The sequence below is a fragment of the Streptomyces sp. NPDC007901 genome (assembly GCF_042959465.1).
GTDB lineage: Bacteria > Actinomycetota > Actinomycetes > Streptomycetales > Streptomycetaceae > Streptomyces.
This window is the reverse complement of sequence record NZ_JBIBKW010000001.1, coordinates 685,922-706,429: the sequence shown is the minus strand read 5'-3', so window position 1 is coordinate 706,429 and position 20,508 is coordinate 685,922. Positions and strand designations below refer to the sequence as shown.

The window sequence follows — 20,508 nt, the reverse complement described above, 5'->3', positions numbered from 1 at the left end:
CGTCACCACCGGTACCTCAGCTCCGTTCTCCGGTAGGTCGGTTCCCATGGACCTCAGCACCATCACCGAAGTCGTCCGGCGCCCCTCCGAGCGGCCGGGCACGGACTGGCACGAGGGCGACGCCTGGCTCGCGGGCGGCACCTGGCTCTACTCCACGGACCAGCCGGACCTGCGGCGGCTCATCGACCTGACGGCGCTGGGCTGGGAGCCCCTGGTCCCGACGGCCGAGGGCCTGGAGATCGCCGCCACCTGCACCGTGCGCGACCTGTACGCGTTCCCCTGGCCGCCGGAGTGGACCGCGGCGATCCTCTTCCGCCGCAGCTGTGAGGCGTTCCTCTCCTCGTTCAAGGTCTGGAACGCGGCGACCGTCGGCGGCAACATCTGCATGTCCCTGCCGGCCGGCCCGATGATCACACTGGCCGTCGCGCTGGAGGCGCGGTACGAACTGTGGGCTCCGGACGGCTCCGTGCGGACCGTCGACGCCCTGGACTTCGTCACGGGCGACCACCGCAACGTCCTCGCCCCCGGGGAGATCCTGCGGCGCGTCACGGTTCCGGCGCACGCGCTGCGCAAGCGCACCGCACACCGTCGTTTCACGCTGACCCGGCTCGGCCGTTCGACGGTGTTCCTCGTCGGCACGCAACGGCCGGGAGCGAACGACCTGTTGCTCACCGTCACCGCCGGCACCACGCGGCCGGTCCGCCTCGCCTTCGACTCGCTGCCCGACGCCCACACCCTGCGGCAGCGCGTCGACGCCCTGCCGGCCGGCGTCTGGTTCGCCGACCCCAACGGCACCCCTGACCACCGCAGACATCTGACCCGGTACTTCGCCGAGGAGATCCGCCGCGAGCTCACGGCTGGGGACCTGCCATGACGTACGTCGTGAACGGCCGGACCTTCGACCGGGAACCTGCCCCGGGCCAGTGTCTGCGCACCTTCCTGCGCGAACTCGGCCACTTCGGTGTGAAGAAGGGGTGCGACGCGGGCGACTGCGGCGCCTGCACGGTGTGGCTGGACGGCACCCCGGTCCACAGCTGCATCACCCCCGCCTTCCGCGCGGACGGCCGGGAGGTGACCACGATCGAGGGGCTCGGACGGCCCGGCGCCCCGCATCCCATGCAGCGGCAGTTCGAGGACGCCCCGGGGTTCCAGTGCGGTTTCTGCACCGCGGGCATGATCATGACGTCGGCGACCTTCACCGAGGAGCAGAAGGCCGATCTGCCCCGGGCGCTGAAGGGCAACCTCTGCCGCTGCACCGGGTACCGGGCGATCGAGGACGCCGTGAAGGGCGTCACCGCGGTGGAGACGGCGGCACCGGGCAAGGCCGTCGGGACCAGCGTCGGCGCGCCCGCCGGCCACGACGTGGTGACCGGGCACGCCGAGTTCACCATGGACACGAAGATCGAGGGCATGCTGCACCTCAAGGTGCTGCACTCGCCCCACGCGCACGCCCGGATCCTCTCGACCGACAAGAGCGCGGCCCTCGCGGTGCCCGGCGTGCACCGGGTCTACACCTGGGAGGACGTACCGCGCAGACGCTTCAGCACGGCGATCCACACCGACCACCTGGTCGACCCGGACGACACCTACGTCCTCGACGACACGGTCCGCTTCGCCGGCCAGCGCGTCGCCGCCGTCCTGGCCGACACCGTCGGGGCGGCCGAGGAGGGCTGCCGGCGGCTCGCGGTCGCGTACGAGGTGCTGCCCGCGGTGTTCGACCCCGAGGCCGCGATGGCCGACGGCGCGCCCCAGCTGCACGGCTCCCACGATCCGTTCGCCCGCGACCCCGTCCACAACATCCTGCTCGAACTCCACTCGCACATCGGCGACGTCGACGCGGGATTCGCCGCGGCCGACGTGATCCACGAGGGCACGTACTTCTCCCCGCGGGTGCAGCACGCGCATCTGGAGACCCACGGCTCGATCGCCTGGATGGAGAACGGGCGGCTGAACGTCCGCACCAGCTCGCAGTCGCCGTCGATCGCGAAGGTCAAGCTGGCGTACCTGTTCGCGCTGCGCCCGGACCAGCTGAGGGTGTTCTGCAAGCGCGTCGGCGGCGGGTTCGGCGGCAAGCAGGAAGTGATCACGGAGGACCTGGTCGCGCTCGCCACCCTGGACACCGGGCGGCCCACCTGTCTGGAGTTCACCCGTGAGGAGGAGTTCACCACGGCCTCGCCGCGGCATCCGATGACCCTGACGGTCCGGCTCGGCGCGAAGGCCGACGGAACGCTCACCGCCTTCCAGGTGCGCAACGTGTCGAACACGGGCGCCTACGGCAACCACGGCGGCGAGACCGCGTACGCGGGCAGCGCCGCCGTCATGATCTACCGCTGCCCCAACAAGAAGTACGACGCGTACTCCGTCTACACCAACACCGTGCCGAGCGGGGCGCTGCGCGGCTACGGCATGACCCAGCCGGCCTTCGCCGTGGAGTCGGCGATGGACGAACTGGCCCGCGCCCTGCACCTCGACCCGCTGGAACTGCGCCGGCGCAACATCGTCCGGCCGGGCGAACCCCTGGTCGCCCTGCACGACGGCCCCGACGACGTGATCTTCACCGAGGACGGACTGGCCACGTGCCTCGACCTGGTGGGCACCGCCCTGGCCCGTACGGCCGGCCGGCCGCCTCCCGGTCCCGAGTGGCTCCTCGGAACCGGTGTGGCGAGCTCCCTGCACGAGACCGCGCCCCCGACGGACCACCTCTCCGAGGCCTGGGTCACCCTGGGCGACGACCTGATCTACGAACTGGCCGTCGGCACCGTCGAGTTCGGCGAGGGAACCTCCACGGCCCACGTCCAGATCGCCGCCCACCAGCTGGGCACGACGCCCTCGCGGATCCGTCTGGTGCAGTCCGACACCGACCGCACGGGCTTCGACACCGGCGCCTTCGCGAGCGCGGGCCTCTTCGTGGCGGGCAACGCGGTGCTGCGGGCTGCAGGCGCCGTGCGCGACCGCATCCTGGAGTTCGCCGCGGCCCACACGGGCGTCCATGTCGTGCTCTGCACGATGGACGACGACGGTGTCCGCTGCGGGGACCGGCGGGTGTCGCTGGCCGAACTCGTCGCGCTGGCCCGCGGCCGTGGCATCCGCTTCACGGCCGCCCGCAAGGCCTACGGCTCGCCCCGCAGCATCACCTCCAACGCACACGGGTTCCGGGTCGCCGTGCACCGGGTGACCGGCGAGATCCGGATCCTCCACAGCGTGCAGGCGGCGGACGCCGGGGTGATCATCAACCCGGCGCAGGTCCGGGGCCAGATCGAGGGCGGTGTCGCCCAGGGCATCGGCTTCGCGCTCACCGAGAACCACCACGTCGACGACGACGGCGTCATGGTCAACCCGAACCTGCGGAACTACCGCATCCCCACCTACGCCGACATCCCCCGTACCGAGGTCCTGTTGGTGGGCTCGGCGGACTCGGTGGGCCCCCTGCGGGCGAAGGGGATGGCCGAGTGCTGCATCAACCCGGTCGCCCCGGCGCTGGCGAACGCGGTGCACGACGCCACCGGCGTCCGCTACCGCGCGCTGCCGCTGACCCCGGAACGCGTCTACGGCCGGCTCCCCGCGGAGCAGTCGGTGCCGGCGGGCTGAGCCGTCATGAACGCCGAGAAGAACGTGGCCGCGGCGGCGACGGCGATCATCGGCCAGAAGGTCCTGCCGGGGCGGGAGCGGGAGTTCGAGTCCTGGCAGGAGGGCCTCAACACCGCGGCCTCCTCCTACCCGGGGTTCCTCGGCGCCGAGGTTTCCCCGCCGACCCCCCTGCAGCCCGACTGGGTCATCGTCTACCGGTTCGACTCGGTGGCCCATCTGCAGGCGTGGATCAACAGCGGGACCAGGCAGACGTATCTGGACGCCGGCACGGAGTACTTCGACGGGCCGGCCACCCAGCAGGTGGTCAGCAGCGGCACCCAGTCACTGGATCCGCTGGTCACCGTGGTGGTCACGCACCACGTCCACCCGAAACAGGTCGACGACTTCCTCGACTGGCAGCGCCACATGGTCCAGGAGGAGAGCAGGTTCGAGGGGTTCCGCGGGACCGAGCTCTTCCGCCCCGTCGAGGGGCTCCAGGAGGAATGGACCACCCTGTACCGCTACGACAACGCCGAGCACCTCGAGGCCTGGCTGACCTCGCCCCAGCGGCGGGAGATCCTGGCCGAGGGCGAGAAGTTCAGCGACTTCACCCTCCGGACGATCGACAACTCGTTCGGCAGCTGGTTCGCCTTCGAGGGCAACGGCAAGGAGGCACCGCCGCCGCCCTCCGAGACCAGGACCTCCCTCGCCATCTGGGTCGGCCTGTACCCGACCGTCGTCCTGCTGACGCTCGCGCTGTCCCCGCTACATCTGAAGCTCTGGATCGGCCTGCTCGTGGGCAATCTGCTGTCGAGCTTCCTCATGAGCTTCCTGACGATGCCCTACTACGTGAACCCGTTGCTCGGGCGCTGGCTGCGACCGCCGCCCGAGGAGCCGGCGGGCCGGAGCAACCTCCGCGGCCTGAGCATCGTCGCGGTGGCGGTGGCCGTCTGGGCCGTCGTCTTCTACCTCGTCACGGTCCGGTTCTGGACCCTGCCCTGAGCCGGGGCCCTGGTGTTAGCCCACCTGGCCGGGTGCACCTGTGCCGGTCAACGACCGAGGCGGTATCCCGTGCTTGCATCCTGCAAGGAGGCTCGACCGCCTCCGCACCGCCGACGTCGCACCCATGCCTGGAGGAACCGGCTGATGGCCGCGGACAACGAGACAATCACCTGCTCGTTCGACTTCAGCGAAGCACTCGACTTCGATCCTGAGCTCGCGGCCCTGATGCGGCGCCGCTCCCCCGCGCGCATCCGGCTCCCCTATGGCGCCGCGGACGCCTGGCTGGTCACCGGCTTCGACGCCGTCAAGCAGGTGACCATCGACCCCCGGTTCAGCAGGGCGGGCGTCATCGGTCACGACTACCCCCGGATGACAGCGGAGCCCATCGTCTCGCCGGAATCGATCAACGTGGTGGACCCGCCGCACAGCAGCCGCGTCCGCCACCTGGCCTCGCAGGCCTTCATCCAGCAACATGTCGACGAGATGCGGCAGCGGATCAGCTGGCTCACGGACCGCCTGCTGGACGGCATGGAGAAGGAGGGCGCGCCGGCGGACCTGGTCCGGCACCTCTCCGAGAAGCTGCCCCAGCACGCCGTCCTGGACCTGCTCGGCGTCGAACGGGAGGACTGGCCCCGGATCCAGGCCTCCGTGCTCCAGCTGCTCGTCGTCGGCGCGGGCAACAAGGAGGCCGCGGCGAGGGCCAAGACCGAGGTGACGGAGTACTTCGCCGGACTCGTCGCACAGCGCCGGACCTCACCCGGCCCCGACCTCATCAGCGTGATGGCCGCGGCGCGGGAGGGCGAGGAGCAGCTCGACGACAGGGAGCTGGCGGTGATGGCGCTGACGCTGGCGCTCAGCGGCCAGGACACGGCGACCTGCCAGATCAGCAACATCACCTATCTGCTGCTGACCCGTCCCGAGCTGATGCGGCACCTGAGGCGCCGGCCCGAGAGCATCACCGACGTCCTGCACGAGCTGCTCCGCTGGATCCCGTTCCGCAAGGGCGTCGGAATCCCCCGGGTGGCTCTGGAGGACGTGGAACTGGAGGGTGCGCGGATCAGGGCGGGCGACTTCGTGCACGTGTCGTACCTGACGGCCAACCGTGACCCGGAGCGCTACCCGGACCCGCATGTCATCGACCTGGACCGGCCCAGCGCTCCGCACATGACCTTCGGCTGGGGCGGACACCGGTGCATCGCGATGCCGCTGGCCATGGCGGAGCTGGAGGTGGCCATCGGCCGCCTGGTGGAGAGATTCCCCGGCCTGCGGCTCGCGGTGGAGCCGCAGGAACTGCGCTGGGACACGAAGACGATCAGGCGGTTCCCGCTGGAGCTGCCGGTGGCCTGGTAGGCCCGGTGTGCCGGGCCGCCGTGATCAGCCGGCTGCCCGGCGGTACTTGCGGACCGCGAGCGTCCGGAAGGCCAGGATGATCACGACCGACCAGATCAGCGAGGCCCAGACCGGGTGCTGCATGGGCCAGGCGTCGGACGCGTTGAAGCCCGGCGGAAGGTTGCCGAACAGCTCGCGGCACGCCTGCACCGTGGCACTGAACGGGTTCCACTCCGCGATGTGCCGCAGGAAGGCCGGCAGATGGTTCGCGTCCACGAACGCGTTCGAGATGAACGTCAGCGGAAACAGCCAGATCAGACCGCCCGAGGTCGCCGCCTCGGGGGTGCGCACGGTCAGGCCGATGAGCGCGCCGATCCACGAGAACGCGTACCCGAGCAGCAGAAGCAGCCCGAAGCCCGCGAGCACCTTGCCGAGGTTCTCGTGCGTGCGCCAGCCGACGATCAGCGCGACGACCGCCAGCACCACCAGGGTGAGCGCCGTCTGCACCAGGTCGGCGAGGGTGCGCCCGGTCAGGACCGCACCACGCGCCATCGGCAGCGACCGGAACCGGTCGATGAGCCCCTTGTGCATGTCGTCGGCGATACCCGCACCCGCGCCCGCCGTGGCGAACGTGACCGTCTGCGCGAAGATGCCCGCCATCAGGAACTCGCGGTAGGCCTGCGTGGAACTGGACGAACCGACCGTGATCGAACCGCCGAACACATAGGTGAACAGCACCACGAACATGATCGGCTGGATCAGCCCAAAAATGAGCATCTCGGGAATCCGGCCCATGCGGATCAGGTTCCTGCGGGCCACCACCATGGAGTCGTTCACGGCGCTCACTTCACGGCCTCCTTGCGGCTGTCCTTGCGGGTGTTCTTCTGGCCGCCCGCTTCGCCGTCGTCCGCGGACCTCTCCTCGGCCGCGTGTCCGGTCAGGGACAGGAAGACGTCGTCGAGGGTGGGGCGGCGCAGGCCGATGTCGTCGATCTCGATGCCCCGGGTGTCCAGCTCGCGGATGACCTCGGCGAGCAGCTTGGCGCCGCCGGTGACGGGCACGGTCAGCTTGCGGGTGTGCTCCTCGACGGAGGTCTCGCCCTTGCCGAAGCCGGCCAGCACCTCGGCGGCGGTCGGGATGTGCTCGCGCTCGTGCACCACGACCTCGACGCGCTCGCCGCCGGTGCGGGCCTTGAGCTGGTCGGAGGTGCCCTTGGCGATGACCCGGCCGTGGTCGACGACCGCGATGTCGTGGGCGAGGTGGTCGGCCTCCTCCAGGTACTGCGTGGTGAGCAGCAGGGTGGTACCGCCGGAGACGAGGTCCTTGATGACCTCCCACAGCTGCTGGCGGTTGCGCGGGTCGAGGCCGGTCGTGGGTTCGTCCATGAACATCACGGGCGGTGAGACGACCAGGGCGGCGGCGAGGTCGAGGCGGCGGCGCATGCCGCCGGAGTAGGTCTTGGTGGGGCGGTCGGCGGCGTCCGTGAGATGGAACTGCTCCAGCAGCTCGACCGCGCGGGCCTTCGCCTGCTTGCCCTTCATCTGGTAGAGCTGGCCGACCATCTGCAGGTTCTCGCGGCCGGTCAGGTACTCGTCGACCGCCGCGAACTGTCCGGACAGGCCGATGGAGCGGCGTACGGCGTCCGGTTGCTTCAGCACGTCTATGCCCGCGACGACGGCCTTGCCGCTGTCGGGGCGGAGCAGGGTGGTCAGGCAGCGGACGGTCGTGGTCTTGCCCGCGCCGTTCGGCCCGAGCAGTCCGAGGACCGTGCCTTCGGGGACATCGAGGTCGACGCCGTCCAGTGCCTTTACGTCGCCGAAGGTCTTGACCAGGCCTTCGGCATAGATGGCGCCTGGCATATCAGTCTCCACGTCGTTGGGGATGCTTCGGAAAAGGGCTTGGTTCGCACTCTTGGGGCCGCCTATGGTTTCTCGCCGGCGGGACGGCAGGCGGGCACGGCCACAACCCTGCGGCACACCATAACGCGATGTATCGCGTCCGTCGACGGATTTTCCCGAACGAGTGAATGAACGGATTCTGGCGGAATTCAGTCGATGACCGTGTATCCGGCCTCGCGCAGGGCGTGGCCGACCTCGACGCAGTGTGCGGGTCCCTTGGTCTCAAGGTGCAGCTCGACCTCCGCCTCCGCGAGCCCGAGCCGAGGGTCGGTCCGGACGTGACTCACATCCAGGACGTTAGCGTCGACCACTGACAACACCCCCAGAAGCGTGGCGAGGGCACCCGGCCGGTCGGTCAGCCGCAGCCGAACCGCCAGGTAGCGGCCCTGCGCGGCCATGCCGTGCCGCAGCACCCGCTGCATCAGCACCGGATCGACGTTGCCGCCGGACAGCACCGCGACCACCGGTCCGGGGAAGGCGCCCGGCTCGGCGAGCAACGCCGCCACCGGGCTGGCGCCGGCCGGTTCCACGACCAGCTTGGCCCGCTCCAGGCACAGCAGCAGCGCGGCGGAGAGTTGGTCCTCGCTGACCGTGCGGACCTCGTCGACGAGATCCCGGACGATCGTGAACGGCACGTCACCGGGGCGTCCGACCCTGATGCCGTCGGCCATCGTCGCCGGGTGCCGCACCGTGACCGGGTGCCCGGCCGCCAGCGAGGGCGGGTACGCGGCCGCGCCCGCCGCCTGGACGCCGACGATCCGCACATCCGGCCTGATCGCCTTCACCGCGACCGCGATCCCGGCCGCGAGCCCGCCGCCGCCGACCCCGACGACGATCGTGCCGACCTCCGGGCACTGGTCCAGGATCTCCAGGCCGACGGTGCCCTGACCAGCGATGATGTCGGGGTGGTCGAAGGGGTGGATGAAGACCGCGCCGGTCTCGTCCGCGTACTCCTGGGCGGCGGCCAGCGTCTCGTCGACCACCTGGCCGTGCAGCCGCACCTCCGCGCCGTACTCCCGGGTGGCGCTGATCTTGGGCAGCGGGGCGCCGTTGGGCATGAACACCGTCGCGTGCACACCGAGCAGCGACGAGGCCAGCGCCACGCCCTGGGCGTGGTTGCCGGCACTGGCGGCGACGACCCCGGCGGCCCGCTCCTCGGGCAGCAGCCCGGCGATCCGGACGTAGGCCCCGCGCAGCTTGAAGGAACCGGTCCGCTGGAGGTTCTCGCACTTGAGGTGCACCGGCGAGCCGACCAGCTGGGACAGGTGCCTGCTGCCCTCCATCGCGGTCGCCCGCGCGACACCCGTGAGCATCTTCTGGGCGCCGCGTACGTCGTCGAGGGTGACGGGGCGCAAGGAGTCAGCCGTGCCGTAGCTCATGACTCAAGTCTCGCAGTTCACAGGCCGCCGCCGCGGGTGTGACCAAGCTCCGAGACCGGTTTGCGCAGCGCCGGTACGGCTCGCCCCCCGTCCGCGTACTCTGTCCCCCACCACAGCACTCTTCATGAAGTGAGCCCCCGGCCATGCCCACAACACCTGAAATGTCGATGGACATGACGACCGTCGGTGACAGCGGTCTTCTCGACACGCTGCAGCACGAGGTGGCGGTGTTCGCCCGCCGTGCCGAACAGACCCGGCTCGGCGGTGTCGGACAGGTGCGCAACTCCATGGACCGCGCCGCGTATCTGCTGCTCAACCGCCTGGACAACGAGGGCCCCATGGGGGTCAAGGCGCTCGCCGCGAGCATGGGGATCGACTCCTCGACGGTCACCCGGCAGGTGGCTCCGCTGGTCGACACCGGGCTCGTCAAGCGCACCTCGCACCCCGAGGACGGGCGGGCCGTGGTGCTGCAGCTGTCCCCGCGCGGGCTGTCCCGGCTGGAGGAAGTGCGTTCGTCACGGCGCCAGTTGATGGCGGAGTTGACGCAGGACTGGGAGCCGGAGGAGCGCGAGGCGTTCTGCGCGCTGCTCACGCGCTTCAACACCGCCCTCTCCGCGCGCATGGCCGTACCGCCCGGCACGGACACCCCGCCCGCCACCTGACCGCCCGCCCCGCGCACCGCCACGGCGTACGAGCGCCCGCCGAACCTCGTACCGCCACCGCGCACGGGAACCCACCGGCCCTCGTGCAGCCGCCGCGCACGGGAACCCGCGTGTCCGGCACGCGCGTGTGCTGCGCGGCTCTTGACCGTGGGCCTGCCCCTGGCCTCATATGAGACCGGGCCCCGCCGTACCCGTGTCCCGGGGGCCCGTGGACGGGGAGGCACGGTGCGCGATCGGCAGGCGTTCCAAGACGCCTGCCGGGCCCGGGAGTTCGAGGCATTCGTCGCGGGCGCGGCAGGACGGCTGCTGCATGCCGCCACCCTGCTCACCGCCGAGGCCCCGGACGCCAACCCCCGCGCGCGCCGCCTGCTGACCCGTGCGCTCGCGCACACGTACGCGTGCTGGGACCGGCTGCACGGCGAGGACCCGTACGACAAGGCCCGGCAGTTCCTCGCCCTGCGCTTCGCGAACTCCGCGTGGCACGAGTACGGCGGCCCGCTGAGCCGCACCCGGCCGCACCCCCGCAGCGCCCTCGCCGTCCTGACCCCACGGGAACGCCTGATCCTGGTGCTCCGCCTGTACGAGGGGGTCGCCGAGGAGCAGACGGCGGCCCTGCTCGGCCTGCCCACCGAACGCGTGCACATCCTCTGCGAACGGGCGACGGCCACCCTGCTGCACCCGCCGAGGAAGGCCGCGCCCAGGGTGGTGGGGGCGAAGGTGGCGCCGTCGTGAACCGCGTCGAACGCGAGGCCGCCGCCCGGCGGATCATGGAACGGACACCGCCCCCGCTGCCGCCCGACCTCTACGGCGAGGCCCTGCGCCGGGGCGGTCGCCTCCTGCGGCGCAGGCGCCGGGCCCGCCGCCTGCTGTGGCTGCTGCTGTGCGCGGCGGCCGTGGCGTTCACCGTCTGGGCGGCGACGGTCCACCCGTGGGCGGAACCGCCGTCCACGACGACCCCGCCCGTCGTCGGCTGGTGAACCGACGGTGAGCAGGTGGTCAGCCGGTGATGAGCCGGTGATCTAGCCGAGCGCCTGCTGCAGGTCCTCCAGCAGGTCGTCGACGTTCTCGATGCCCACGGACAGCCGCACCAGGTCGGCGGGCACCTCCAGGGCGGAACCGGCCGCGGAGGCGTGCGTCATCCGGCCCGGGTGCTCGATCAGCGACTCGACACCGCCCAGGGACTCGCCGAGTGTGAACACCTTGGCGCGGTTGCAGACCTCGACGGCCGCCTCCTCGCCACCGCTGACCTGGAAGGACACCATGCCGCCGAAGGCCTTCATCTGCTTGGCGGCGGTCTCGTGCCCCGGGTGCTCGGGCAGGCCCGGGTACAGGACCCGCGTCACGCGCGCGTGCCGGCTCAGCATGTCGGCGATCTTCGTGGCGTTCTCGCTGTGCCGGTCCATGCGCACCGCCAGCGTCTTGGTGCCGCGCAGCACCAGCCACGAGTCGAACGGCCCGGCGACCGCGCCCATCGCGTTCTGGTGGTAGGCCAGCTCCTCGCCGAGCGTCTGGTCCGACACGATCAGCGCACCGCCGACCACGTCCGAGTGACCGCCCATGTACTTCGTCAGCGAGTGCACGACGACGTCCGCGCCGAGCGCGAGCGGCTGCTGGAGGTACGGCGTGGCGAAGGTGTTGTCGACGACGAGCTTCGCGCCCGCGTCGTGGGCGACCTGGGCGACCGCGGCGATGTCGGTGATGCCGAGCAGCGGGTTGGAGGGGGTCTCCACCCAGACCGCCTTGGTCTTCGGGGTGATCGCGGCGCGCACTGCGGCCGGGTCGCTGGTGTCGGCCACCGACCACTCCACGCCCCACCGAGAGACGACCTTCGCGAACAGCCGGAACGTGCCGCCGTACGCGTCGTTCGGGATGACCACGTGGTCGCCGGGGCTGAGCAGCGTGCGCAGCAGGGCGTCCTCGGCCGCGAGCCCGGACGCGAACGCGAGCCCGCGCCGCCCGCCCTCGAGCGCGGCGAGGTTCTCCTCCAGGGCGGTCCTGGTGGGGTTGGCGCTACGGCTGTACTCGTAGCCGCCGCGCAGGCCGCCGACGCCGTCCTGCTTGTAGGTCGAGACCTGGTAGATCGGCGGTACGACCGCACCGGTGAGGGGGTCCGCCGTGTTGCCCGCGTGGATGGCGAGCGTCTCGAAGTGCTGACTGATGTGGTGCCTGTCGCTCATGGTTGACGAGCCTAGTGCTCCGGCGGCCCGGGCGCGTTGTCCACAGGGCGGGGCGCCGCTCGTCCACAGGCCGGGGCACCGGTTGGCCAATTGCCGGCGCCGTCTGGTTCGCTTGTGACATGGCGATTCTCTGGACCCTGATGGCGCTGCTCCTGCTGAGCTTCGCGCTGCTCCCCGTCCTGCGGCGGCGGCGCGGCATGATCGAGCGGGTCCACCCGAGCCACCCGGACGCCGCCGACCCGGCGGACTACGGTTTCGTGCGCGAGGAGGACCTGGACATCCGCATGCCCGGCCCCGACCAGGACCTGCTCGACGTCCTCGACGTCGTGCAGCGCAGTCAGGACTACCGCGCGGCCTCGCAGCTGCTCGCGGGCACCGAGATCGCGGGCGAGGTGCGCTGGCAGCGGGTGCAGGCCTTCGCCGGCGCGGCGGCGCTGGAGCTCAAGCAGCGGCCCGGCGGGGTCAGTGAGACGCCGGGCGGCCAGTGGCTGCGGGTGTGGCGCGCCGAGCAGCCCAAGGACGCGGGGGGCGCCGCCGTGCACGCCGAGTTCCTGGTCCAGCAGGCGTGGCGGACGTCGACGCCGGGCACCGACGACTTCCGGATCATCATGGAGGAGGCCAGGGACGCCTGCGGGCAGGCCGCGCTGCTCTCCCCCGGCGACCCGGTGCCGTACATCATCGAGCTGTCGGTGGCGCGCGGGCTGAACTACCCGCAGTCGGAGTTCGAGAAGCTGTGGCTGAAGATCCTGGACCGCGCACCCACGCACATGGGGGCGCATCTGGCGGCGCTGCACTACTGGTGCGAGAAGTGGCACGGCTCGCGCGAGCTGGCGTACTCCTTCGCCGAGGCCGCCGCCGCACGCGCCCCGCAGGGCTCGCTGCTGGCCGCGATGCCGCTGTTCGCGGTCTTCGAGCACCTCCCCGAGGTGAACCTGGTGGTGAGCTTCTACCAGAGCGAGGTCGTCACCAAGGCGATCCACGGCGCCCTGCACGCGGTGCACTCGGCCCGCCAGGACGACCCGATGCTCGCCCACGTCCGTCATCTGCTGGTGTTCTTCCTGGTGCGCTCCGAGCGCTGGGCGGAGGCCATGGGCGAGCTGATACGCGTGGACGGGCATGTGGGGGCCCTGCCGTGGACGCTGTCCGCCGATCCGGCCGCCGAGTTCGCCCTCTACCGCGCGCTGGCGGTGGCGGGATACGAGGCGAACGGCGGCACTCCGGCGTCGCTGCTCAGCTGAGTCCGTTCTGCTGAGTCCGTTCTGCTGAGTCCGTTCTGCATGTCGTTCGTTGTCGGTTCCCGTTTCCGGGGTCCTGTGGGGGGATCTGCCCGATGGGCGCAACTCTGCGCGCGCTGCGCGCCCTTGTTCTGCTCTGCGGTTTCTATCTGCTGAGCCTCGTCCTGCTGGCGGCGCTGGCCGCGCTCGACGTGGCGGCGTTCGGCTGGGCGCCCGGCGCCGTCGCCGGGAAGACCGTGATCGTCTCGCTGCTGCTGGCGGTCCCGATCGTGCGGGGCATGTTCATGCTGCGCACACCCAAGGGCGAGGGCCCGGCCGGCCTCGTGGTCACGGAGGCCGACGAGCCCCGGTTGTGGGCCCTGGTACGGGAGCTGGCTGCGGCGACGGGCACGCCCGCACCGGACACCATCGTGCTCACCGGTGACGTCAACGCGGCGGTCAGCGAGGAGCCCCGGCTGCTCGGCCTGCGCCCCGGACCGCGCCGCCTCTACCTCGGCGTACCGCTGCTGACGGGCCTGACCGAGGCCCGGCTGAGAGCCGTACTCGCCCATGAGTACGGCCACTTCACCGGCGGTGACACCCGGCTGTCGGCCCTCGTCGTGCGCGGCCGGGTGCAGATCGGGCGGACCGTCGGCCACTTCCACGCGAAGGCCGACTCCAAGGAGGCGGCCGAGCGCGCCCGGCAGGAGCAGGCCGCCGCCAAGCGGGCCGCGAAGGGCAAGAAGGCGAAGGAGGTCGACACCGCCGGCGCCGGATTCACGTACCGGATGATGGCGGCGGTCTACACGGCGTACGCGAAGCTCTACATGCGGGCCACACTGTCGACGGCCCGCGCGCAGGAGTACGCCGCCGACCTGGCCGCCGCGCGGATCGCCGGCCGGGACGCGACCGCCTCGGCGCTGCGCGAGATCCCGGTCCTGGCCGCGGCGCACGGCTTCTACCTGGAGTCGTACGCGACACTCGGCCTCCCGGCCCGCCAACTGCCGCCGCGCGGACAGTTCTTCGGCGGCTTCGGCCGCATGCTGACCGCACGCGAGGCGGAGCTGGCAAGGCTCCGGGAGAAACTGCCGACGGAGCCCGCCTCCCCGTACGACTCCCACCCGCCGATCGCCGACCGGGTGGCCCGCGTCGAGGAGCTGCCCGCCGACGGGCGCGGCGCCGAGGACGGCGGCCCGGCGCTCGCGCTGCTCGCCGACCCGGCCCGGACGCTGGCCGCGCTGGAGGACGAGGTGCTGTGCGACGAGGTACGGCAGTTCGAGCGCGCGCCTGGGTGGGAGCCGCTGCTGGACTCGTCGATGGCGGTGGGGCTGGCCACGCTCGACACTCCGCTGCACCGTGCGCTGGCCTTCCACACCCAGGCCCTGCCGACCCTGCCCGCGCTGCTCACGCTGATCGACGACGGTCAGCTGTGGCAGCTGGCCCAGCGGCTGCCGCTGTCCGAGCGGGCGGCGGCCGCGCAGGGCGAGGAGTTCCGGAAGTACGTACGGCCGGTGCTGCGGGACTCGCTGCAGAGCATGGTGCTGGCCGAGTTCAGCGCGAGGTCGCTGCTGCACTGGGAGTTCTCCTGGTCGCGGCCGGCGGCGGTGCGTCTGCCCGGATCGGCGTCGGACCTCGACGGCGAGGCGGGCACGGAGGCCGCGCTGGGCGCCGCCGTGGACGCGGCGCTCGCCGACCACCCCGACACGGGCCCGCTGCGCGCCCTGCTGCCACCGGCCCCCCAGCCCGCCTGAACGAAATACGCACGGCACCCACCACGTTGTCGCCAGTGTCGCGGGTGTCGCAGCAGGGCAGGTGCCGCAGCAGAGCAGGTGCCCCGCCCCACCCGCCCCGTCCCCAGACCGACAGGGAGACCCCATGCTCTTCGGCCGCACGCCTCAGCTGCCCACCCCCGAGCAGGCGCTCCGGGGCCGGCCCGGGCCCGCGTTCGAGGTCCCCGACCGCCACACCGTCCTGGGCACCCCGCTCCAGGGCCCCTACCCGGAGGGCCTGGAGATCGCCGACTTCGGCCTCGGCTGCTTCTGGGGCGCCGAACGAAAGTTCTGGCAACTCCCGGCGGGCATCTGGACGACCCTCGTCGGCTACCAGGGCGGCTACACCGAGCACCCCGTCTACGAGGAGGTCTGCTCGGGCCTCACCGGCCACACGGAGGCGGTCCGCGTGGTCTACGACCCGAAGCTCATCTCCTACGACCGCCTCCTCAAGACCTTCTGGGAGTCCCACGACCCCACGCAGGGCTTCCGCCAGGGCAACGACGTCGGCACCCAGTACCGCTCCGCGATCTACACCCACTCACCCGAACAAGCAGCCACCGCCCAGGCCGGCCGCACGACCTACCAGAACTCCCTCACCGCCTCCGGCCACCACCGCCCCATCACCACAGAAATCCTCCCCGCCGAAGCCCGCCCCTTCTTCCCCGCCGAGGCATACCACCAGCAGTACCTCGACAAGAACCCGGCGGGTTACTGCGGGTTGGGCGGTACGGGCGTGTCCTGCCCGATCGGCGTGGCTCCGGCCGAGGGATGAGCAGCGACCTGGACAGAGACCGTCTGTCAGCACTGTGGCAGCGCCAGTTCCCGAAGGGCCCTCCGATCGCCCATGAACTGCGCACTGCCTACGGCGACCGAACGGTCCCGGAACTCCCCCCAGAGCGGCACAAGGTGCACCCCCAAGGCACCCGATGGACAACGCTCGCGTACGACGACGATCCCGACTCCGAGCTCCACAGCTGCACACACCTCTACGCCGACCGCCGCCCCTGGCGACCAGGCACGGTCGACAGCATCCTCCGCGAAGTGGCAGACGACGTACTCAGTGGAGTGATCATCACCGACAGCGGACTCGGCCGCATCCACCACCCATACGACGGCGGCGCAGACGTCATCGCAACGAGCTCCGCCGAACGCGACCGAATGCGTGACAGCCACCAAGACCGGCTGCCTCGAAACCCCGCCGGCCTCTGAAACGGCAATCGGGGAGCGACCAGCCGCTACCCGATCGAGAGCCGGCACCAGCAGTACCTTTCGAGCGGCGAAAACCCGGGTGGGTACTGCGGGCTTGGTGGGACGGGGGTCAAGCCAAGTGACGTGTTCGGGACGAACCGGGGGGCGTCCTGCCGGTGAGCGGGCGGAGGTGGCTGCCTCCGCCCGCCGGGGGATCAGGGGGCGTCGATGAGGCCGTACTTCGGCACGGTCACCGTGCGGGCGCCCGGCGTGCCGCCGAGGACGACCTTGCGGTACGTGACGTTGTTGGCCGTGCTCTGCTCCTTGAGCCGGTGGTCCGGGTTGGCGATGACCTGGATGTAGTAGGTGCCGTTCGGCAGGTCCGTGACGTCGAAGGACTGACCGGGCCGGTACTGGCTGTAGGTGTCGCCGTTGCCGACGTCGAGCACCTCGCGCACCGAGACGGCGGTTTCCTCACCGCAGGCGGTGGCGAGGTCGGTGTTGTACGGGTGCCAGTTGGCGTTCTTCACCGTGTAGTCGATGGCGTCGGTGTTGGCCAGGCAGAACGCCTCCTTGCCGCTGCGGACGATCTCCTTCTTGTCCGCGCCGAGCAGCCGGTAGCTGGCGAAGTCGCTGAAGTGCCAGTGCTGGTGGCCGTCCCGCGGGTCCCACTCCATGGTGCCGGTGGGTGTGTACCCGACCTGCTTGCCCTTGGCGTCGTAGAAGTACTGGTACGCGTCCATCTTCTCCGCGCCCGGCTTGCGGAACCCGTCCACGACCAGCGGCGAGGGGCCACCGTTCCAGACGGTGGCGCTGAAGGCGAGGTAATCCTTGCCTGCGACGGCACCCTCGCCGCCCTCGCCCCCGTCGGTGATCGCGATGCCGTACGCGGGGAGGGCACGCAGGTCGGGCTTGGGCACGTCGGCGGCCACGGCCACCCTGCCGACCGGGCGTCCGGCGGCCGGCTTCAGGCTCTTCGACGCGTTCTTCTGCCCGCGCTTGGCGCCGGCCAGGCCCTGGCCACCGCCGGAGTCCTGCTGGCGGACCGTCACCTTGACGGTCTGGGTCTTGTCCGGCATTCCGAACAGGTCGCGGTACTTCTTCGCCACCGACACCTTCGCGGTGTAGACGCCGGTCGGCAAGTCGATCGCGTTGTCACTGCGGAAGCCCTGGGACGTGGCGGCCGCCCAGCCCTTCTCGACACCCCACACCCCGCCGAGCGCGAACGGGTTGTCGGAGCAACCGTCGGGGTACTTCGAGGTGGCCGGGGCGTCCGGCCGGATCCGGCCCGCCCGGTTGTTCGGGCAGAACGACTGCGTGGTGTCCGCCACCTTCGCGCCCGACGCGTCGCTGATGCTGACCTTGAGGAAGCCCGGCAGACCCGAGAAGTCCTTCACCAGGCCCTTCGGGAGGGTCTTGGTCACCGTCCGGCCGCCGGAGCGGATCACCTGCGACGCGACGACGGGGTCGTTGTAGGACTTGCGCGTCACCCGCAGCTCGAGCGGCCCCCCGTCGACCGTGACGTAGGTGCCGAGGTCCAGGTAGACCCCCGGCTCGCCTTCCCATCGGTCGACGGTCACCGCGGGGGTGGCGGCGATCAGTGCGAGCTTCGGCGTGCCCGCCGGTGTCGCCGCTCCCGCGCCGGGCGCGGCGAGGGTTCCGGCGGCGCCGACGGTGAGGGCGGCGGCGGCGATGATCGCCGAACGCCGTAAGGCAGTGGGGTGGTGTCTGGTCATGAGTGCTCTCTCTGCGTCTGGTCGGGACGATTCGTGCACGTTTCGCAGGCACGGGAAGAGGTGCTTGTGTGCCACTTGTGAAAAGGGTGAGAAGTCGGCTCAGGTTGCCTGGCAGCCGAAAGTCGCCGTGAACGCGGGCTCGTTGCCGCACGTCGACTCGGTGACCGCCGCCCGCCTGCCGTTCGGCCAGGCCGGAGAAAGTACGCAGACCGGTGCGCGGCTTTGCTACGGCTCGACTCCCCCGCGCATTCCCCACTCGTCGAGCCCCGAGTAGATGAGCGCCGTCCGGCCCCGGGGGTAGGACAGGCACTCGGCCTCGCCGGAGTAGACGGCCACCAACGAGTCCCGTCCCCGCCACCAGGTGTCCGCGAGTCCCCTCACCTCGTGCACAGGCTCGTAACCGTCCAGGACGATGCCGTCGACGTCGTCGCCGGTGACCCTGGTGATCTGCCTGGCCCACATGGACGCATGGTGGGCCAGTGCGAGCGACTCGATCCATCCCTCGACGGTCGCGTGCAGGGGTGTCCACCGCTCGGCATGGATGCCGAACTCACCGCCCGGCCCGATCATGAACGAGTAGGGGACGGCGGTCCGTTGGTCGCCTGCCTCAAAGGACCATCCTTCGGCCGGCGACCCTTCGGGCACGTCGGGATGGAAGTACTTGGGGCCTCCGTCGTACGCCGGAGCGGGCGGCAGACACAGGCCGCCCCAACGTTCTTGAAAGGCCGCCATCCGGTCGATCACCGCCGACGGGACCTCCCGGTCGAGCCACCACTGCCTGTGCTCCGCGACCGGCCGGACATCGACCTTGATGCCGTGCACACTGACGAAGGACCGGGCTCTTCGGGTCAGCCCGTCCGGCACGTCGTTGACCAAGTGACACTTCTCCCCTGCATCCCCGCATCGAAAATCGGTGGCCGCCCGTGCGGACCGGGCCGACCCTGTACCTCATGGAACGACCGCAACATGAGATCCGCGCAACCTACGGAGCATCCACCATCACCGTCCACCAGGCCTACTCTCCCGAACTGGGTCTGCCCGCCGTCCGCGAAGGAAGGTTTCCCACCACGTGGAAGCGGGACAGGATGACGTGAGTCATCAAGCAGCGTTCACAACCCACAAGAACCTATGCCTACGCGCTGGACCGAGGCCACCTTCGGGCCGGCCTGCCGGGGCGAGGATCATGGTCCCGTGATGAAGTGGACGAAGGAGACGCCCCCGGTCGGGCAGTCCGATCATGAGCCCGAACTCTCGGCCTACCAGCGGGTGATGCGGAACCGGCTTCTCGCGGCCCCGGTGATGCCCGCGCCCGAACCCTGGCGGCCCGTCTTTGAGTACGAGTACGGCGTCCCTGTAGGCGGACTGCTCGGGATCGGCTTCGCGACGGCCCCCGACACCGGCCGCGATCTGGTGATGGTCGTCTCCTCCGACGGGCACGGTCTCTTCGACGCCGTGACCGGCGAGAAGATCGCCAGGGACCGCGACCCCGCTCCCGAGCACAGCACCCCCGACGCGGTCGCCGACCTGTCCTGCCCCGGGCTTGGGCCGATCACCGGAAGCCGCGTACGCATCGCCGGGCTCTTCGGCGGCGGGCTGCACACCACCACCGAAGACGGCTGGGCCCTGGAAGTCGTCACCCCGGCCTGGCCAAACGAACGGGTCCTGCTGTCCCGCGACGGCGGGCTCCCCCACGCGGGTCCGCACGGAGAGGAGTGGTGGCACATCTTCTCTTCCACTCGAACTACTCCACATTCCGTGCAGCCGGTTTCTCCCCCTCCGGCCGAACGATCGCCGTAGCGACGAGCAGCGACCTCTCCCTGTGGACCCGCAGTACGGACGACCGTCATACCGGCGGCTGAGACATGCCCGAGTTCGGGTGGAAGAGCAGAAGGAGGCGGAGTTGAGCGTCACAGGTGTGTGGATCGTCGGCGCGGTGCCTGAACAGGAGGTACGGAATTTGCCGAGCGCTTGGGGCCAGAGCTCGGCGTCGGCAACGGTGCACTTTGACGTGCCTGGGGAGCTGGCTTGGTGGCGAAGCAAGGCGCAGTCGTCCATGTTCACTCCGTCGACGAGTTCTCCCGGCGATTGGAGCGCCGACGATGACGCCTTCCGGCTGAGCGCCCTCTTCGACGCCTGCCACGACGACTCCGACCACGCGGAGGAGTTGCGTGACGCGGTCATGGATCAGTTTCCTCCCGATGTGGAGGAGGGCTTGTTCGTGGCCACGGCGCGCAAGGCCGACCCGTTCTCCGCCTTGGCTTACGCACTGGGTCCCGATGCGACGCTGCGGCTGCCGGGCTGGTTCGGGGACTTCCTTCTCGATGCCGAGCAAGTCCGTGCTCAACTGCCCGCGGTCGAGGAGACCCTCGTCCTGACCGGAACCCCACGTCGCGACGCGATCGAGCGAATCCACGCGTGGATGACCGGCTTGGGTGACGACCCCGACCACAACGCGGACGAACTACTTGACGGCCCGCTCCGCGTTCTCCGCCACGCCGCCTCCACGGGCCATGGGGCTGCCGGCCAAGTCCGCTGGTACTGACGTAGCCGAACACCGCACGTATCCCGTTCGGAAAGCTGCAGG

19 protein-coding genes and 1 pseudogene are annotated in these 20,508 nt (G+C 70.8%); 13 read left to right on the top strand and 7 right to left on the bottom strand.

The features are described from left to right. The first annotated feature begins 46 nt into the window (after window positions 1-46). From ACFZDK_RS03465 to ACFZDK_RS03450, 4 genes are all read left to right on the top strand, one after another. Window positions 47-874, top strand: a complete 828-nt coding sequence (locus tag ACFZDK_RS03465) for an FAD binding domain-containing protein (RefSeq protein ID WP_390969297.1) — start codon at window positions 47-49, stop codon at window positions 872-874. Then, window positions 871-3,588, top strand: a complete 2,718-nt coding sequence (locus ACFZDK_RS03460) for a molybdopterin cofactor-binding domain-containing protein (protein ID WP_390969295.1) — start codon at window positions 871-873, stop codon at window positions 3,586-3,588. Before ACFZDK_RS03465 ends, ACFZDK_RS03460 begins: the two co-directional genes overlap by 4 nt. A gap of 6 nt (window positions 3,589-3,594) precedes the next feature. Further along, a complete protein-coding gene (locus ACFZDK_RS03455) occupies window positions 3,595-4,569 on the top strand; it encodes an antibiotic biosynthesis monooxygenase (RefSeq protein WP_390969293.1) in 975 nt (324 codons plus the stop codon). Between the two features lie 144 nt (window positions 4,570-4,713). Continuing rightward, the gene (locus ACFZDK_RS03450) at window positions 4,714-5,919 is read left to right on the top strand and encodes a cytochrome P450 (protein ID WP_390969291.1); all 1,206 of its coding nucleotides are present in this window, start codon (window positions 4,714-4,716) and stop codon (window positions 5,917-5,919) included. 24 nt (window positions 5,920-5,943) lie between these two features. Here the strand turns inward: ACFZDK_RS03450 and ACFZDK_RS03445 are convergent, their stop codons facing one another. The 3 genes from ACFZDK_RS03445 to ilvA form a co-directional block, all read right to left on the bottom strand. Beyond that, entirely contained in the window at window positions 5,944-6,723 is a 780-nt protein-coding gene (locus ACFZDK_RS03445) for an ABC transporter permease (RefSeq protein WP_390970089.1), read from the bottom strand. A gap of 17 nt (window positions 6,724-6,740) precedes the next feature. Beyond that, window positions 6,741-7,757, bottom strand: a complete 1,017-nt coding sequence (locus ACFZDK_RS03440) for an ATP-binding cassette domain-containing protein (RefSeq protein ID WP_390969289.1) — start codon at window positions 7,755-7,757, stop codon at window positions 6,741-6,743. Between the two features lie 188 nt (window positions 7,758-7,945). Next, the gene (ilvA, locus tag ACFZDK_RS03435) at window positions 7,946-9,175 is read right to left on the bottom strand and encodes a threonine ammonia-lyase (RefSeq protein ID WP_390969287.1); all 1,230 of its coding nucleotides are present in this window, start codon (window positions 9,173-9,175) and stop codon (window positions 7,946-7,948) included. Between the two features lie 161 nt (window positions 9,176-9,336). Here ilvA and ACFZDK_RS03430 point away from each other — a divergent pair, with 161 nt between their 5' ends. The 3 genes from ACFZDK_RS03430 (at window position 9,337) to ACFZDK_RS03420 (ending at window position 10,814) form a co-directional block, all read left to right on the top strand. After that, entirely contained in the window at window positions 9,337-9,837 is a 501-nt protein-coding gene (locus ACFZDK_RS03430; protein ID WP_390969285.1) for a MarR family transcriptional regulator, read from the top strand. 225 nt (window positions 9,838-10,062) lie between these two features. Further along, the gene (locus tag ACFZDK_RS03425; protein WP_390969283.1) at window positions 10,063-10,569 is read left to right on the top strand and encodes a sigma factor-like helix-turn-helix DNA-binding protein; all 507 of its coding nucleotides are present in this window, start codon (window positions 10,063-10,065) and stop codon (window positions 10,567-10,569) included. Beyond that, a complete protein-coding gene (locus tag ACFZDK_RS03420) occupies window positions 10,566-10,814 on the top strand; it encodes a hypothetical protein (RefSeq protein ID WP_390969281.1) in 249 nt (82 codons plus the stop codon). The genes ACFZDK_RS03425 and ACFZDK_RS03420 overlap by 4 nt, the downstream gene beginning before the upstream one ends. A 42-nt stretch (window positions 10,815-10,856) precedes the next feature. On the opposite strand, the gene ACFZDK_RS03415 is transcribed toward ACFZDK_RS03420, so the two are convergent. Continuing rightward, window positions 10,857-12,014, bottom strand: a complete 1,158-nt coding sequence (locus tag ACFZDK_RS03415; protein WP_365687146.1) for a cystathionine gamma-synthase — start codon at window positions 12,012-12,014, stop codon at window positions 10,857-10,859. 119 nt (window positions 12,015-12,133) lie between these two features. Here ACFZDK_RS03415 and ACFZDK_RS03410 point away from each other — a divergent pair, with 119 nt between their 5' ends. The 3 genes from ACFZDK_RS03410 (at window position 12,134) to msrA (ending at window position 15,772) form a co-directional block, all read left to right on the top strand. Beyond that, the gene (locus ACFZDK_RS03410) at window positions 12,134-13,252 is read left to right on the top strand and encodes a hypothetical protein (RefSeq protein ID WP_390969279.1); all 1,119 of its coding nucleotides are present in this window, start codon (window positions 12,134-12,136) and stop codon (window positions 13,250-13,252) included. Window positions 13,253-13,344: 92 nt separating this feature from the next. Then, complete coding sequence (locus ACFZDK_RS03405; RefSeq protein WP_390969277.1) at window positions 13,345-14,979, top strand: M48 family metalloprotease; 1,635 nt, start codon at window positions 13,345-13,347, stop codon at window positions 14,977-14,979. A 124-nt stretch (window positions 14,980-15,103) separates the two neighbouring features. Further along, window positions 15,104-15,772 (top strand): peptide-methionine (S)-S-oxide reductase MsrA, encoded by a 669-nt coding sequence (gene msrA / locus ACFZDK_RS03400; protein ID WP_390969275.1) that lies wholly within the window; start codon window positions 15,104-15,106, stop codon window positions 15,770-15,772. A gap of 26 nt (window positions 15,773-15,798) precedes the next feature. On the opposite strand, the gene ACFZDK_RS03395 is transcribed toward msrA, so the two are convergent. The 3 genes from ACFZDK_RS03395 to ACFZDK_RS03385 form a co-directional block, all read right to left on the bottom strand. Further along, window positions 15,799-16,257: a hypothetical protein gene (locus tag ACFZDK_RS03395; protein WP_390969273.1), complete on the bottom strand. Its 459-nt coding sequence runs from the start codon at window positions 16,255-16,257 to the stop codon at window positions 15,799-15,801. 146 nt (window positions 16,258-16,403) lie between these two features. Further along, the gene (locus ACFZDK_RS03390; protein WP_390969271.1) at window positions 16,404-17,924 is read right to left on the bottom strand and encodes a lysyl oxidase family protein; all 1,521 of its coding nucleotides are present in this window, start codon (window positions 17,922-17,924) and stop codon (window positions 16,404-16,406) included. A 225-nt stretch (window positions 17,925-18,149) separates the two neighbouring features. Next, window positions 18,150-18,800: a hypothetical protein gene (locus ACFZDK_RS03385; RefSeq protein ID WP_390969269.1), complete on the bottom strand. Its 651-nt coding sequence runs from the start codon at window positions 18,798-18,800 to the stop codon at window positions 18,150-18,152. 74 nt (window positions 18,801-18,874) lie between these two features. Here ACFZDK_RS03385 and ACFZDK_RS03380 point away from each other — a divergent pair, with 74 nt between their 5' ends. From ACFZDK_RS03380 to ACFZDK_RS03370, 3 genes and pseudogenes are all read left to right on the top strand, one after another. Further along, window positions 18,875-19,018 (top strand): DUF4291 family protein, encoded by a 144-nt coding sequence (locus ACFZDK_RS03380; protein ID WP_390969267.1) that lies wholly within the window; start codon window positions 18,875-18,877, stop codon window positions 19,016-19,018. A gap of 100 nt (window positions 19,019-19,118) precedes the next feature. Next, window positions 19,119-19,783 (top strand): annotated as a pseudogene (locus tag ACFZDK_RS03375) (hypothetical protein). Window positions 19,784-19,800: 17 nt separating this feature from the next. After that, on the top strand, window positions 19,801-20,466 hold the full coding sequence (locus tag ACFZDK_RS03370) for a hypothetical protein (protein WP_390969265.1): 666 nt from the start codon (window positions 19,801-19,803) through the stop codon (window positions 20,464-20,466). Window positions 20,467-20,508: the final 42 nt, after the last annotated feature.